This is a genomic window from Nonlabens sp., from assembly GCF_051251825.1.
Taxonomy (GTDB): domain Bacteria; phylum Bacteroidota; class Bacteroidia; order Flavobacteriales; family Flavobacteriaceae; genus Nonlabens.
The window spans coordinates 17739-32149 of record NZ_JBPOGG010000010.1 but is presented as its reverse complement, the minus strand read 5'-3'; the positions used below and the strand labels follow the sequence as shown (position 1 = coordinate 32149).

Annotated in this window: 10 protein-coding genes and 1 tRNA gene; 4 read left to right on the top strand and 7 right to left on the bottom strand. The window is 37.3% G+C overall.

The genetic code is table 11. The features are described 5' to 3' along the window. The first annotated feature begins 89 nt into the window (after positions 1-89). The gene (locus ACSHWW_RS11510) at positions 90-491 is read left to right on the top strand and encodes a hypothetical protein (RefSeq protein ID WP_435682609.1); all 402 of its coding nucleotides are present in this window, start codon (positions 90-92) and stop codon (positions 489-491) included. A 213-nt stretch (positions 492-704) separates the two neighbouring features. On the opposite strand, the gene ACSHWW_RS11505 is transcribed toward ACSHWW_RS11510, so the two are convergent. The 5 genes from ACSHWW_RS11505 to folE form a co-directional block, all read right to left on the bottom strand. Further along, the gene (locus ACSHWW_RS11505) at positions 705-1181 is read right to left on the bottom strand and encodes a DUF192 domain-containing protein (protein WP_435682608.1); all 477 of its coding nucleotides are present in this window, start codon (positions 1179-1181) and stop codon (positions 705-707) included. Continuing rightward, positions 1174-2127 (bottom strand): prolipoprotein diacylglyceryl transferase, encoded by a 954-nt coding sequence (lgt, locus tag ACSHWW_RS11500; protein ID WP_435682607.1) that lies wholly within the window; start codon positions 2125-2127, stop codon positions 1174-1176. Before lgt ends, ACSHWW_RS11505 begins: the two co-directional genes overlap by 8 nt. A 468-nt stretch (positions 2128-2595) precedes the next feature. Continuing rightward, positions 2596-2820 (bottom strand): membrane protein insertion efficiency factor YidD, encoded by a 225-nt coding sequence (yidD, locus tag ACSHWW_RS11495; protein WP_435682606.1) that lies wholly within the window; start codon positions 2818-2820, stop codon positions 2596-2598. A 2-nt stretch (positions 2821-2822) separates the two neighbouring features. Beyond that, positions 2823-4307 carry a cysteine--tRNA ligase gene (gene cysS, locus ACSHWW_RS11490; protein ID WP_435682605.1) on the bottom strand — a complete coding sequence of 495 codons (1485 nt, stop codon included), beginning with the start codon at positions 4305-4307 and terminating at the stop codon, positions 2823-2825. Between the two features lie 140 nt (positions 4308-4447). Then, positions 4448-5119 carry a GTP cyclohydrolase I FolE gene (gene folE / locus ACSHWW_RS11485; protein WP_435682604.1) on the bottom strand — a complete coding sequence of 224 codons (672 nt, stop codon included), beginning with the start codon at positions 5117-5119 and terminating at the stop codon, positions 4448-4450. A gap of 122 nt (positions 5120-5241) precedes the next feature. Between folE and ACSHWW_RS11480 the strand changes: the two genes are divergently transcribed. Further along, a complete protein-coding gene (locus tag ACSHWW_RS11480) occupies positions 5242-9882 on the top strand; it encodes a T9SS type B sorting domain-containing protein (protein WP_435682603.1) in 4641 nt (1546 codons plus the stop codon). Positions 9883-10053: 171 nt separating this feature from the next. Here the strand turns inward: ACSHWW_RS11480 and ACSHWW_RS11475 are convergent, their stop codons facing one another. After that, positions 10054-11574, bottom strand: coding sequence for an OmpP1/FadL family transporter (locus ACSHWW_RS11475; RefSeq protein WP_435682602.1), 1521 nt, complete (start codon positions 11572-11574; stop codon positions 10054-10056). Positions 11575-11593: 19 nt separating this feature from the next. Next, positions 11594-12661 (bottom strand): hypothetical protein, encoded by a 1068-nt coding sequence (locus tag ACSHWW_RS11470; protein ID WP_435682601.1) that lies wholly within the window; start codon positions 12659-12661, stop codon positions 11594-11596. Positions 12662-12770: 109 nt separating this feature from the next. On the opposite strand from ACSHWW_RS11470, the gene proS reads away from it, so the two are divergent. Continuing rightward, a complete protein-coding gene (gene proS, locus ACSHWW_RS11465; protein ID WP_435682600.1) occupies positions 12771-14249 on the top strand; it encodes a proline--tRNA ligase in 1479 nt (492 codons plus the stop codon). Between the two features lie 86 nt (positions 14250-14335). Continuing rightward, positions 14336-14407 (top strand) — tRNA-Glu (locus tag ACSHWW_RS11460). Positions 14408-14411: the final 4 nt, after the last annotated feature.

Genomic DNA, 14411 nt, shown 5'->3' with positions numbered 1-14411 from the left:
GGCAGCTTTCGCGAAAGCGTAACATAAATTCATAAATATTTAAAAAGAGCTTCTCAATTGAGAAGCTCTTTTTTTTGTAGATTAGAGTTATGAGACTATTTTACTTTATACTGATATCTTGCATTGTTTGCTGTTCTAACAATGAGAAAAGGCAAAGTGTATTTGATGACTTTTTAGAAGGAGAAAAACATGCTATAGAGAATGATAAGAATCTATTGGTCATATTTGATAATTTATCTAATCCAACAAATTCAGTAAATAGTAAAATTCATCATCCAAATTTTCAAGATGCTTTGGATGATTATATAATTGTCAAATTGAATATTGACGACAAACTAAAAGGGCCTCGAAATTTAGAATTTCAAAAGGAAAATTTCAAAACTAATTACCAACCAGCTTATTACATTCTTAAGAAAGGTGATGTTGTTAAAGGACCTTTAGGTTACTGTATGGATGACGAATTTATAGATTTTGTTGCTATGAGCAAGTAAATGTTGACTCGATCTTTGTCTGTTCGAGCGGAGTCGAGAACTAAACGCGAATGTTTTTATAAGTAGGTCTCGATCAAGCATACTATTTTTACCTGTCATTCTGAATTTAGTTCAGAATCTGCCGGTGATGAAAAGCTATAGCCTGTTAACCTCGATTATCCCACGTCGCTGCAAAATGATATGCTGAAACAGGTTCAGCATGACAGTATTATCCTATTCCCAAACCAATACATCACCCAGATCCAGTCCCCATTTCTCAGCAAGGCCAGCATTTATTTCTAAGGTGTATTGCGCAGGAGCTTCACTAGGAAGTAGTGTCTCATCCATAGGCTTGGCATTTTCTACAAAGCTTACAATAGCGCCATCAGCATTTAAATAAATGATATCTAGCGGGATTTGAGTGTTTTTCATGTAAAAAGCAAGCTCTTGCTCTGCTTCAAAAACAAATAGCATCGCTTGATTATTTTTCATGCTCGTGCGATACATGAGTCCGGTTTGTACGTCATATTCTGTATCTGCTATTTCTAGATCCAGCAATTGAATCGTGTCCTTGGTAGTTTTTTTAATTAAATATCCTGTAGCTTCCTTTGTGAAAGTAACATCGGCAGTGCTTAACACGTTTGCCTTTTCATGACGACAGCCTGATAGTATAACGGCTAGAACGATAATTGAGAAAATAGAATTACGCATCGGTTTTAGGATTTTTAAATAAACCTTCAGGACTAAACATTAAGAACAAACCTATAAGTATAAATGGAATACTCAACAATTGACCTGTATTAAAATTAGTACCAAACAACACAAAGGCATCAGTAGCGGTTTGTTTTTCTTTTATGATCTCTATGAAGAAACGTACTGTGAATAGTAGCACAAAGAATAGACCTAGGATGTAACCTAATTTATGACGTTTCTCAGTTTTCCAATACACTAGATAAAGAATCACAAAAACACCTACATAACATATTGCTTCATATAATTGTGCAGGATGTTTATAAGGAATCGCCTCTAGAGCATCTGCGAGCTGAGGATTACTTACTAGAGATTCAATTGCTTTATCTGTATTAGTAAGTCCTGTTTTTTGAAGTGCTGCAGCTACGTGAGGATCTGAGGTGTCACGCACAAATTTGAATCCTGCCCAAAAGTCACCACTTTCCTTACCGTTAATCTCACTATTAAAAAGGTTTCCTAATCTCACAAATGTTCCACCTATGGCAGTAGGAACCACTATGCGATCGAGAATCCAGAACATGTGTTTTTTCAAATGTTTTCTACTGTAGAAAAACATGGCTATAATAATTCCTAGCGCAGCACCATGACTTGCCATTCCAGCAAATCCAGTCCATTCAAATGGATCTAATTTAAACGGTAATAAAACATGCAACGGATCAGAGAAAAGAACCTCAGTTTCATAAAAAAGATAATGACCGATACGTGCACCAGCGAGACATCCTATAACCGTGTACATAAATAAAGGATCCAATTTGTCCATTCCTACACCATCACGTTTAAAGATAGGTTTAATAATGTACCATCCCAGTACAAAAGCAATCACATAGGATAAACTATAAAAATGAATGGTAAAAAAACCTAGATCTATTCCTTCTAACGGATTCCAGATAACCTTTAATGAAAACATATACTTTAATTGAACGGCTAAATTAAGGATTTTCTAAAAGCTTGTGCGAACTGTGATGTCTTAATTGTAAAATCAGTTATTAGCTTTAATTATTAAATCATTACAATCTTTAAACTTAAACTTAAACTTAAACTTGATTTGACTTTAGTTTAGATTTTGTTTTTTCGCTTAAACCTTAAACCTTAAACCTTAAACCTTAAACCTTAAACCTTAAACCCAACAAAAAGCCTAGACTCAGTTCTTTAAAACGATTTGGAATTGTTTACCTAAAAAAGTTTTAAATAATCAGTAATTGGAAATCAAATTTTCACGCAGTGAAAAGATAATAGGTAATTTGAGATATGTGATTAAAACATCTTACGTAAAACACCCATCCCAGCCTTCCCTCGAGGGAAGGAGCTAATAACTAATTTCTAATTTTTGGTAATTGGAAATCAAATTTTCACGTAGTGAAAAGATAATAGGTAATTACGGTACCGGATCATAACCACTGCCGCCCCATGGATGACAACTAAATATTCTTTTAAGCGCTAGCCAGCCACCTTTAAAGGCGCCGTGCTTTTTTAAAGCATCTACCGTATAGTGAGAACAAGTAGGTGAGTACCGGCAACTCGCTGGCGTGAAAGGTGATATCGCAACTTGATAAAACCTCACGATCCATAGTAACGGATAAGCCAGTAGCGAATACTTCATAATTATTTAGTCGTGTAAGTAGTGCCATCAGCACCATCTTTTAACTGGATTCCTGCTGCCACTAATTGATCTCTAATCTGGTCGCTAGTCGCCCAATCTTTATTTGCGCGTGCCTGAGTTCTTAAATCTATAATCAATTGCATCGCACCATCCAGGTGTTTAGAATCTGTAGAGCCAGTAGCATTACCAGTTTCTAGTCCTAAAACATCATAAAAGAACGACTTAAAAGTAGCTTCAATTAATTCAATATCTTGAGCAGTAGCTTTTTGCTTTCCTTCTTTAACCGCATGAATCAACTTTGCGCCTTCAAAAAGCTCGGCAATAAGAATAGGTGAATTAAAGTCATCATTCATCGCAGCATAACAGCGATCGATCCATGAAGAAACATCAATTGTGCTTTCCTTGCTTGCCGTTAAGTCTTTAATAGATTTCATAGCCTCAGTAAGACGATTAAATCCTTTCTCGGCTGCAGCGATAGCGTCATTGCTAAAGTCTAATATACTTCTATAATGCGCCTGCATCATAAAGAAACGCACCACACTAGGTGAAAACGCTTTTTCCATGAAGTCGTTATCACCAGTAAAAAGCTCTTGAGGCAAAATAGAATTGCCCGTAGATTTAGACATTTTCTTACCATTTAAAGTAAGCATGTTAGTATGTAACCAGTAATTCACAGGATTATGACCATGAGCAGCTTCACCTTGAGCGATTTCACACTCATGATGCGGGAATTTTAAATCCATGCCGCCGCCATGTATGTCAAATGTTTCTCCTAAGTATTTAGAACTCATTACTGTACATTCAAGATGCCAGCCAGGGAAACCATCGCCCCATGGACTAGGCCATCTCATAATATGTGCTGGACTTGCTTTTTTCCACAAGGCAAAATCCTGAGGATTATCCTTTTCACTCTGCGCATCAAGGGCACGAGTGTTTGCAATCATGTCTTCAAGCTTGCGACCGCTCAACTTACCATACTCATGATCCTCATTAAATTTAATAACATTAAAATAGATAGAACCATTACGCTCATAAGCATAACCGTTATCTATAATTGTTTTAATAATTTCAATTTGTTCCACGATATGTCCTGTCGCAGTAGGTTCAATATTAGGTGGTAAACTGTTGAATTGCTTCATCACGTTATGAAAATCCAGCGTGTATTGCTGTACGATTTCCATAGGTTCTAGTTTTTCAACACGTGCTTTTTTTGATATTTTATCTTCGCCTTCGTCAGCATCATCAGTGAGGTGACCGGCGTCAGTAATATTACGCACGTAGCGCACTTTATAATCTAGGTGTTGTAGATAACGGTAGATCATATCAAAGGATATGAACGTGCGACAGTTCCCTAAATGTACATTGCTATAAACCGTCGGGCCACACACATACATGCCTACTAGACCTTCGTTTATAGGTTTAAAAACTTCTTTTTCTCCAGTGATGGAGTTGTACATCACGAGTTTGTTATCTTGATATCGCACCATGATTTATAGATGGTTTAAAGTGGTAATGGTTAAAATGTTGATGAGAATTCTGCTTTCGCGAAAGCGGACTCTCCACAAATCTCCTGCCTCACGTCATCAATCGTTTTCATGAGATCAGTATTACTATGATTCACTTAAATTTAAAACTTAGTTTCCATTTTTATATAATCGAGAAATTCTCGACGAACGGCTGGGTCTTTAAACGCACCGCCAAATTCTCCCGTAACCGTGCTGCTTTCAATATCGCGTATTCCGCGACTGTTCACACACAAGTGCTTTGCATCAATCACACAGGCAACATCTTCAGTATTCATGACTTGTTGTAATTCACGCACGATTTGAATATTCAAACGTTCTTGAACCTGTGGACGTTTTGCATAATAATCCACGATGCGATTCATTTTAGAAAGTCCTACTACAGATCCGTTTGAGATATAAGCCACGTGAGCGCGACCTACTATAGGTAGTAAATGATGTTCACAAGTAGAGTAGAGCACGATGTTCTTTTCCACTAGCATTTCACCATACTTGTACTTGTTTTCAAATGTGGACGCTGTAGGTTTAGCATCTGGTCTTAAACCGCCAAAAATCTCTTTCACAAACATTTTTGCCACTCGGTTAGGTGTTCCTTTCAAGCTATCATCAGTCATGTCCATTCCTAGAGTTTCTAGAATATGGTGCATGTCTTTTTTGATAATTTCTATCTTCTCAGCATCGGTTTTTTCAAATGCGTCTGGTCGCAATGGTGTTTGCTCGTTTGATGATAAGTGGTCGTTATCATCTATATCGTTAATCAAATCTTCTATTTTCATGTGCAATGAGCTCTTAAAAGAGCAGTAAATTATAAAAAGCAAAGGTATGGAATACCGACGTAATACTATTATTTTGGGCAGGTTAGACTAAAGAAAAGTGTTGTTACGTTAAGATGATGTTAATGATTTTCTGCATATTTGTAAAAGCAGATGAAAAAGCAAAAAAAGCAAAGCCCAAAACGATGAAAAATTTAATAACAGCAGCCTTTTTATTTATAGGATTGTTAAGCTATGGTCAAGGTATTATTAATATGCCTAACAATAATGGAGTGCCTACTAGGTTTGTGACCTGTAGTGGTTCGTTTAATGATGACGGGCAAAACGGTAACTATAGCAATAATATGAATGGATATGCAGTGTTGTGTCCTGGAATTCAAACGGATAGAATGCAACTGAATTTTATTCAGATGATTATTCAAACAGGAGATGTGTTAACCATTTATGATGGTGATTCCACCGCGGCACCTCAATTAGGAACTTTTACAAACACTACAACTGCACCAGGATTGTTTCAAGCGAGTGCTGGAAATCCTACGGGATGTTTAACTGTAACTTTTACTTCAAATGGTAGTGGGAACGATGCTGGATGGAGAGCTGGAATAAGTTGTTTTGATCCATGTCAGGCCATAAGTACGGCAATTGTTACGACTCCAGCGCCAGATCCTGATGGAATCGTACGTATATGTCAAGGAGACACAGTAAACTTTGATGGTTCTGCAACTTTTAGTGTCGATGGAACTGGAGCAACATATGAATGGGATCTTGGTAATGGTAATGGATTAAATCCAGGAGCGATTCAAAGTGAAACTTATGTTACTTCAGGAATATACTTAATTGACTTTGTAGTTACTGATGCGACAGGTTGTTCAGATCGAGAATCTCGTGATGTGGTTGTTCATGTGTCCACAGATCCCGATTTTACGGGAACTGCTGCTGTGGATAACACCATATGTTTTGGTGAGTCCACTGACCTTAATGGAAATGTAACTCCTGTAGAATTTGCGATAACACCATCTCCACCTATTACAGGAAGAACTTTTTTACCTGATGATAATGGTACTACCAGTTATCAAACTTGTGTGACAGTGGATTTATTCCCACCAGGCGCAACAATGACAAATGCTACTGACTTAGTAGATATCTTTTTGAATATGGAGCATTCGTATTTAGGGGATTTAGATTTAACGGTAACAGCTCCTAACGGTGCAACAGTTGCGTTACACGTTTTTAGTAGTGGTGGAGGAACTTATTTAGGAGTACCTATTGATGTTGACACTAATTTAAATCCAGGTACTGGTTTTGACTATGTTTTTACAGAGACAGCAACTCAAACATGGGCTCAGGCTCAAGCTGGAGTAACGACCATGCCTGCAGGAGATTATTTGCCTGTTGATCCATACAGTACATTTGTAGGTTCACCGCTTAATGGGCAATGGTGTATTAATATTACTGATAACCTTTCTTCTGATAACGGTTATATATTTTATTGGGGACTTAACTTTAATCCAGCCATTATCCCAGCAGATTTATCATTTACACCAATGGCGACTAGTGAACAATGGCTGCCAGATCCAACTATTACAAATGTAAATGGTGCTACCATTACTGTTACGCCTACTACAGCTGGTACAAATTGTTATACGTATGAGTATATAGATAACTTTGGTTGCCCATATACTGAGGTTGTTTGTATAAATGTACTTCCAGAAATTTTAAATGGAGTACCTACAGACTTTGTTATTTGTGATCCTACAGGAAGCGCAGCAACCGTGGATTTAACAACTCGAAATATCGAAATATTAAATGGTCTTGCAGCAGCAGATTTCCCTATTTCTTACCATTTAACTCAAGCCGATGCTGAGAATCTTACCAATGCAATAGGAACTCCTACTGCTTTTACCAATACTTCAAATCCACAAACGATTTATGCCGCTATTACTGATATTACTACTATGTGTGTGGTAGTTGAGTCATTTGACATTACAGTAGGTAGTGCAACATTTAATGCCGTTCCAAATATTGATTTATGTGATGATCCATCAAATGATGGTTTTGAAACATTTGATTTAACGTCACAAGATGCTGGAGCATTAGGAAGCCAGTCTGCAAGTGGTTTTACAGTAACTTATTACACCTCACAGGCAAATGCTACAGCAGGAATTTCATCTATACCTAATCCAGCAACTTATGTAAATGTGCAAACTCCTAGTGAAACTATATATGCAAGAATAGAAAGCGTGACAGATGCTACTTGTTTTGATACAGGTAGTTTTGATATCACAGTTTCTCCTACACCAGTGGCAAATGTGCCTATGGATATGATCGCTTGTGATGATGTTTCAAATGATGGACTTGCGACTTTTATACTTTCTTCTCGTACAGGAATGGTGCTGGGAACTCAAAGTCAAACAGATTTCAATGTCACCTATCACAATTCACAAGCAGATGCTGATGCTGATACTGGTGCGCTAACTAGTAGTGGTTATATTAATGCCGGTACAGGACCAGAAACCATTTTTGTACGTATCGAGAGTGTTCTTAACGCCACTTGTTTTAACACGACTTCTTTTACAATTCAAGTAGATCCTCAAGCTGTTTTTAATAGTGCTGTTGATTTGGTTTTATGTGATGATATTACTAATGATGGTTTTGAGATTTTTGACTTAACCAGTAACGAAGTTGATATTTTAGGAGCACAAAACGCTGCAAACTTCACCATAACATATCATAATACGCAAATGGATGCAGATATGTATAGTGCATCTATTCCTAACCCATCCACATATACAAATGTAGTTTCTCCTGTAGAAACTATTTATGTAAGAGTTTCACCTAATGGGAATATGAATTGTTATGCGACAGGAACTTTTGATATCATTGTAGATCCTACACCTATAGCAAACGCGGTAGGAGATCTAACCTTATGTGATGATCCTTCAAATGATGGAACAGAATCATTTGACCTAGCAGCTCAAACGGCTGCTATTCTAGGAGCACAAAACGCTGCAGACGTTTCAATAACATTCCATCCTTCACAAGCAGATGCTGACGGAAATACAGCAGCGTTAGCCTTGAATTTTGATAATACATCGAGTCCACAAACAATCTATGTACGCGCAGAAAATGTAAATAACACAGATTGTTATACAACAACCACATTTGACTTGATTTTAAATCCGGCACCTACTGTTACCGCTGCTTCAAATATGGAGCAATGTGATGATCCTAGTGGAGATGGAGTAGAGACATTTGACTTAACACAGAATGAAGCTGCAATATTAAATGGACAAGCTCCTGCAGATTTTATTTTCTCTTACCACCTAGATCAAACCGCTGCAGATGCTGGTACACCATCTATAGCTACTTCATATGATAACACAAGTTCGCCAGAAACTATTTATGTAAGAGTTGAGAATATCACAACAGGTTGTTATAATACGACGACTTTTGATTTAATATTAAGTGATATTCCAGCCATAGCTGTGGTTCCTAATCTAGAAGAGTGTGATGAAGATGGAGATACTGTGGCCGTTTTTGCTCTAAGCGATCGCGAGTCAGACATTACAAATGGGCTGACAGGTGTAGCAGTGCAATATTATGCTTCAAACATGGACGCACTTAATGATACTGGCGCTCTTGATGAAAATACTTATTCAAATACTGCAAATCCACAAACTATTTCTTATCGACTCATTAATACTACCACTGGATGTTTTGCAATAGGAAGTTTTTTGATAGAAGCAGTTCCTGCACCAGTAGTTGTGATGCCTATGGATGTTAATAATTGTGATGATGGTTCAGGTAACGCTATAGCTGATTTAGGAGCTGTAACGCCACAAGTAATAGGAACACAAACTGGATTAACAGTAAGTTATCACGAGTCTCAAAATAATGCAGATAGCGATACAAATGCCGTAAGTTCAAACTATTCTTATAATTCTAATACAACCTTATTTGTAAGAGTTGAAGATGATAATACAGATTGTGTAAGCTTTACTACAGTGAATTTAATTTTAGATCCATTACCACAACCTGCATTGTTATCTCAATATGTACTTTGTATAGATCCTAATGGTGTATTATTAAATGGTCCAGAAGTTCTAGATACTGGCTTGAGTACTGCAAGTTATACCTTTGAATGGTTCTTAAATGGCGCAACAATTGCTGGTTCTACAGGTGCATCTCATGATGCCACTGAGCCAGGAGATTATGAAGTGCTAGTGACTAACATCACTACAGGATGTGATATCACAGACTCTACAAACGTGAGACAATCAGGAATCCCTACAGATTATAGTGTAGATGTCACCACTAGTACTTATGCGGTAGATCATCAAGTAGTGGCTACAGCATCTGGTCCAGATGAATACTGGTTTAGACTTGATGATGGTCCTTATGTGAACAATGGAATATTCAACAATGTAACACCAGGTTTGCACTCAGTAACTATTGCAGAGCGTTCAGGATGTGGTGAGATTATCGTTGAGGTATTTGTATTTGGCTATCCAGACTATTTTACACCTAACAATGATGGATTCCATGACACATGGAACATTATAGGAGCAGACCGTTTGCCATTTACCAGATTGTATATTTTTGATAGATATGGGAAACTTTTGAAGCAACTTGAAACTACGGGTCCAGGATGGGATGGAACTTATAACGGTCAGCCATTACCTAGCTCTGACTACTGGTTTAAAATAGAGTATGAGCAAGATGGCAGAATGGGTGAGGCGACAGGTCACTTTGCTATTAAGAGGTAACAGGACGGTTTGTATTACGCTTTCGCGAAAGCGTCATACACATTCCTAAATATGTCCAATCTTACGTTAAACTGGGAATAAGTATTTACAGTGAACTTGAGATATAGTCAGAAACTAAAAAAAAGCCTTTGAGAAATCCTCAAAGGCTTTTTTTATAATATGATAGTAGCTCTAGAAGTTGAAGCCAATAGTCGCTACGATGTTGTTTTGAATATTATTAACTGCGGCTCTTGAAGTAAGACCTGTGTCAAATAATTGATTACTATAATCTCTTTCAGATCGATCATAAGAAAGGTCTAGTGTAGTTTGACCCCAAGTATATCCTAGTCCAAGACTGTAACCTGTTAAGTCATCCATTAAATTTTTATCTTTATAAGGAGACTCCTCAGAACGGTATCCAGCGCGTAAAGACCAGTTTTTAACACGGTATTCTCCACCTATACGTAAAGTTCCAGCAGTAGTTAATTCTTGATTAATTTGATCGTTATTTGCTGCAAAGAAAGCATCATTTGTAGGTTTAAATTTCATACTAGAATAATCTCTTGAACTATAATCTACACTTATCAAACCGCTTTTACCAAAAACATAAGCTAAGCTACCAGTCACACTACCTGGAGTTCTTAGGTTATATGGTGCAAACACATTTAAAACTCTAGGGTCAATAACTTCTGTGATTGTACCATTACTACCATCGGCACGTCTTGCAACTACAGTTTGTAAGATTGTTTCTTCCATTTCATACCATGTAGGAGATTCATAACTGGCGCCTAGTCTAAGGGCATCAGTCACTTTTAGAATTGCGCCTGCTTGAAGTGATATCCCAGATCCTTGAACATCTAGGCTATTGTCAAATCGTACGGCATCTACTAAAGCTCCGTTATCGTTCTGTTCTGCAAACGAAGAAAATCTCTGATAATTTATGTAATGTGCATTCACATTAAGTCCTAAGCTCAATCTATTTTTAATATCGATAGCGCCATTAAAGGACAATTTGCTTTGGTAACCAGAGGAATTCTGCTTGAGTTGTTGTTCAAAAGAACCGTTTCCTGTATTTGAAATATAAGCAGTGTTTAAATCATCACTATTATCTACTGCGTCAATCACAAAAGATTGATATCCTAAAAACCCTTGCTGTACTCCGAAACCTTCATTTTCTCCTAGAAATTGATACAATCCAGATACAGATTCATCAGGTAATAGTTGAAAATTACTTAATTCAATACCGTTTGCATTTTCTAAAAAATACTCAGAAATTGATATATTGTTAGTACCAGCAATTGATAATTTGTCGTCATAGTTACGAGTGTCATTATAATTTAGTCCAAATGAAAACTTAGTCACGGCTGCATTTTCATTTCTATTTTTATAGACTAGAACTACTCCTATTTGATTTAAAGTAAGATCATGGTCGTTGTCTTCGCTTAACGTTCCATTGAACTGGCTGTCTGTCTGGTTGCCGGTATATTGAAGAGAACCACTTGCATAATGATTTGCAAAGATTACAGATCCTGCTGGGTTGTTTCCTATTGCTGTTAAATCACCTCCTAGAGCACCAAAAGCTCCGCTCATTCCTCTATAACGGGCAGTTCCGTAAGAACCTTGCTGTCCATATAGTAATCCGTCTGCTACGGTTTGACCATAGGCTGTTATGGCACCTAATAAAAAGGCACTTAGTATAATTGATTTTTTCATGTTTAAAGTTTATTTATTTCTAACCTCTACGACCACTGGTTCTTGAAGTTCCTGATGAAGATCTTCCAGAAGAACTGCTGCTGGATGATCTAGTAGATGATGATCTACTTGAAGAGCTAGAAGATCTTGAAGATGCTGATGAAGAGCGTCTGCTTGAACTAGATCCACTTCCCATTGTTGATGTTCTAGAAGATCTGTTAGAAGAGCTTCCTCTTGCGTTAGAGTTGCTAGATCTAGAAGAACTTCTTCTTGATACTCCTGTGCTATTTCTTGATGTTGTACTACGTGAATTAGTTGCTGTAGTGGATCTACCACGACTTACACCATTTGCTCCACGCCCCACATTACGTCTAGTTGTATTTCTGTTATCTACAGAGGTTGTTGTTCTTCCTCTAGAGTTTGCGATAGAGTTTCTACCATAATAAGATCTGTTACCATTTACGTAAGCGTAGTTATTTCTATTATAATAATTTCCCCAACCATTATTAAATCCGCCATAATAGCCATAATTCCAGCCCCAATTATTCCAGCCAAAACCGTTGCCCCAAGCGTATCCGCCATACCATGGATTGTTCCATCCAAATCCTCTATTCCATCCAAATCCACCGCGATAACCACCCCAGCCAATTGCTCTATTCCAACCCCAATAATTCAAGCTTCCCCAACCCCAGTTGTTCCAGCCCCAATTATTCCAACCATTATCATAGTAATTAATTGTGACTTGAGTAGGGTTTTCTCCAAATCCGCTATTTCCTCCACCATAGTTAGAAGTGTAATCAGGATTAGATTGATCATAACTTTGAGAAGAATAGCTATCTACATCAGTGAAAACGCTATCCTGTTCAAAACTCTGTCCATATTGTTCTGCTTTTTCGGCAAATAGGTTTTTATAGTAACTACCACTATTACCTTCGTAGTTAACTTCTTCCGTTTCTTCTTCCTCTTGATAGTTATTATTGCTATCTCCATAAATTCCATCATTATAAGAAACGGCATCAAAAGAGCCACATGAAGTGGTGATAAGTGCCACTGCAAAAAATGCTAATAACCCAGTTGATTTAAGTAAAAGTGTAGTAAAATTTCTCATAGCGTAATAATTTATGATGATAGTATAAAAATAAGTAGTTTTGACGGCTTATAAAAACGTTTAACAAAACTTAATATAAAACATCAAGTTTTGTGCCAAAAAGACAACGATGGGAAAGAACTTAACAAGTAGGAGTGAAGATTATTCAAAATGGTACAATGAATTAGTCGTTAAGGCAGATCTTGCCGAAAATAGCGCTGTAAGAGGTTGTATGGTGATTAAACCTTACGGTTATGCGATTTGGGAAAAAATGCAAGCTGAGTTAGATCGTATGTTCAAGGAAACTGGACATCAAAATGCTTATTTTCCATTATTCGTTCCTAAAAGCCTTTTTGAGGCCGAAGAGAAGAACGCTGAAGGTTTTGCAAAAGAATGTGCGGTAGTTACTCATTATAGATTACAAAATGACCCTGATAATCCAGGTAAACTAAGAGTGGATCCAGAAGCTAAGCTAGAGGAAGAACTTGTTGTAAGACCAACGAGTGAGGCAATCATTTGGAATACTTATAAAGGATGGATTCAGTCTTATAGAGATTTACCATTACTTATTAATCAATGGGCAAATGTTGTAAGATGGGAAATGCGTACTCGTTTGTTTTTGCGTACAGCAGAGTTTTTATGGCAAGAAGGGCACACAGCTCATGCTACTAAACAAGAAGCAATTGAAGAGGCAGAGCAAATGAATGATATCTATGCAGAATTTGCAGAGAACTTTATGGCGATTCCAGTAGTTAAAGGGTTAAAGACAGAAAGTGAAAGGTTTGCAGGTGCAGATGAGACCTATTGTATTGAAGCATTAATGCAAGATGGAAAAGCGCTTCAAGCAGGTACATCTCACTTTCTAGGTCAGAATTTTGCAAAAGCATTTGATGTTAAGTTTACTTCCAAAGAAGGGAAGCAGGAATATGTTTGGGCAACTTCATGGGGTGTTTCTACTCGATTGATGGGAGCTTTAATTATGACTCATAGTGATGATCAAGGCCTCGTGTTGCCACCTAATTTGGCGCCTAATCAGGTTGTAATCGTACCGATTTTTAAAACAGATGAGCAATTTGATGCAATTACAAAGGTTGTTGACGGATTAACTAAAGCTTTGCGCTCTAAAGGTGTTACTGTAAAATATGATAAAAGAGATACTTTAAGGCCAGGAGCTAAATTTGCGCAACATGAATTACAAGGAGTTCCTTTGAGAATAGCGATAGGCTCTCGTGACCTTGAGAACGGTACTGTAGAATTAGCAAGAAGAGATACACTTTCTAAAGAAACGACACCTATTGATGGGATAGAAGATAAAGTAGTAGCGCTTCTTGATGAGATCCAGACCTCTTTATTTGATCGTGCGTTAGATTATCGCAATTCTCATATCACTCAAGTTGATAGTTTTGATGAGTTTAAAGAAGTGCTTGAATCAAAAGGTGGATTTATTTCTGCACATTGGGATGGCACTATTGCTACAGAAGATAAAATTAAAGAGCTCACAAAAGCTACCATAAGATGTCTTCCTTTAGACGGCGATATTGAAGAAGGTTCTTGTGTTTTTACAGGTGAAAAATCTGCTAGAAGAGTGTTATTTGCAAAAGCATATTAAAATTTTTTAAAAAAAGTTGCTTTGTGTGTTTGTAGGATTGAAAAAAGTGTTTATTTTTGCATCCGCTAAACGAGCAACAATTTAATGGCCCGTTCGTCTATCGGCTAGGACGCATGGTTTTCATCCATGTAAGAGGGGTTCGATTCCCCTACGGGCTACAAC

What these genes read in the sequence shown, in the direction of transcription:
- ACSHWW_RS11510 (WP_435682609.1), top strand. Translation starts at nt 90, where the DNA reads ATGAGACTATTTTACTTTATACTGATATCTTGCATTGTTTGCTGTTCT.
- ACSHWW_RS11505 (WP_435682608.1), bottom strand. Translation starts at nt 1,181, where the DNA reads ATGCGTAATTCTATTTTCTCAATTATCGTTCTAGCCGTTATACTATCA.
- lgt (WP_435682607.1), bottom strand. Translation starts at nt 2,127, where the DNA reads ATGTTTTCATTAAAGGTTATCTGGAATCCGTTAGAAGGAATAGATCTA.
- yidD (WP_435682606.1), bottom strand. Translation starts at nt 2,820, where the DNA reads ATGAAGTATTCGCTACTGGCTTATCCGTTACTATGGATCGTGAGGTTT.
- cysS (WP_435682605.1), bottom strand. Translation starts at nt 4,307, where the DNA reads ATGGTGCGATATCAAGATAACAAACTCGTGATGTACAACTCCATCACT.
- folE (WP_435682604.1), bottom strand. Translation starts at nt 5,119, where the DNA reads ATGAAAATAGAAGATTTGATTAACGATATAGATGATAACGACCACTTA.
- ACSHWW_RS11480 (WP_435682603.1), top strand. Translation starts at nt 5,242, where the DNA reads ATGATTTTCTGCATATTTGTAAAAGCAGATGAAAAAGCAAAAAAAGCA.
- ACSHWW_RS11475 (WP_435682602.1), bottom strand. Translation starts at nt 11,574, where the DNA reads ATGAAAAAATCAATTATACTAAGTGCCTTTTTATTAGGTGCCATAACA.
- ACSHWW_RS11470 (WP_435682601.1), bottom strand. Translation starts at nt 12,661, where the DNA reads ATGAGAAATTTTACTACACTTTTACTTAAATCAACTGGGTTATTAGCA.
- proS (WP_435682600.1), top strand. Translation starts at nt 12,771, where the DNA reads ATGGGAAAGAACTTAACAAGTAGGAGTGAAGATTATTCAAAATGGTAC.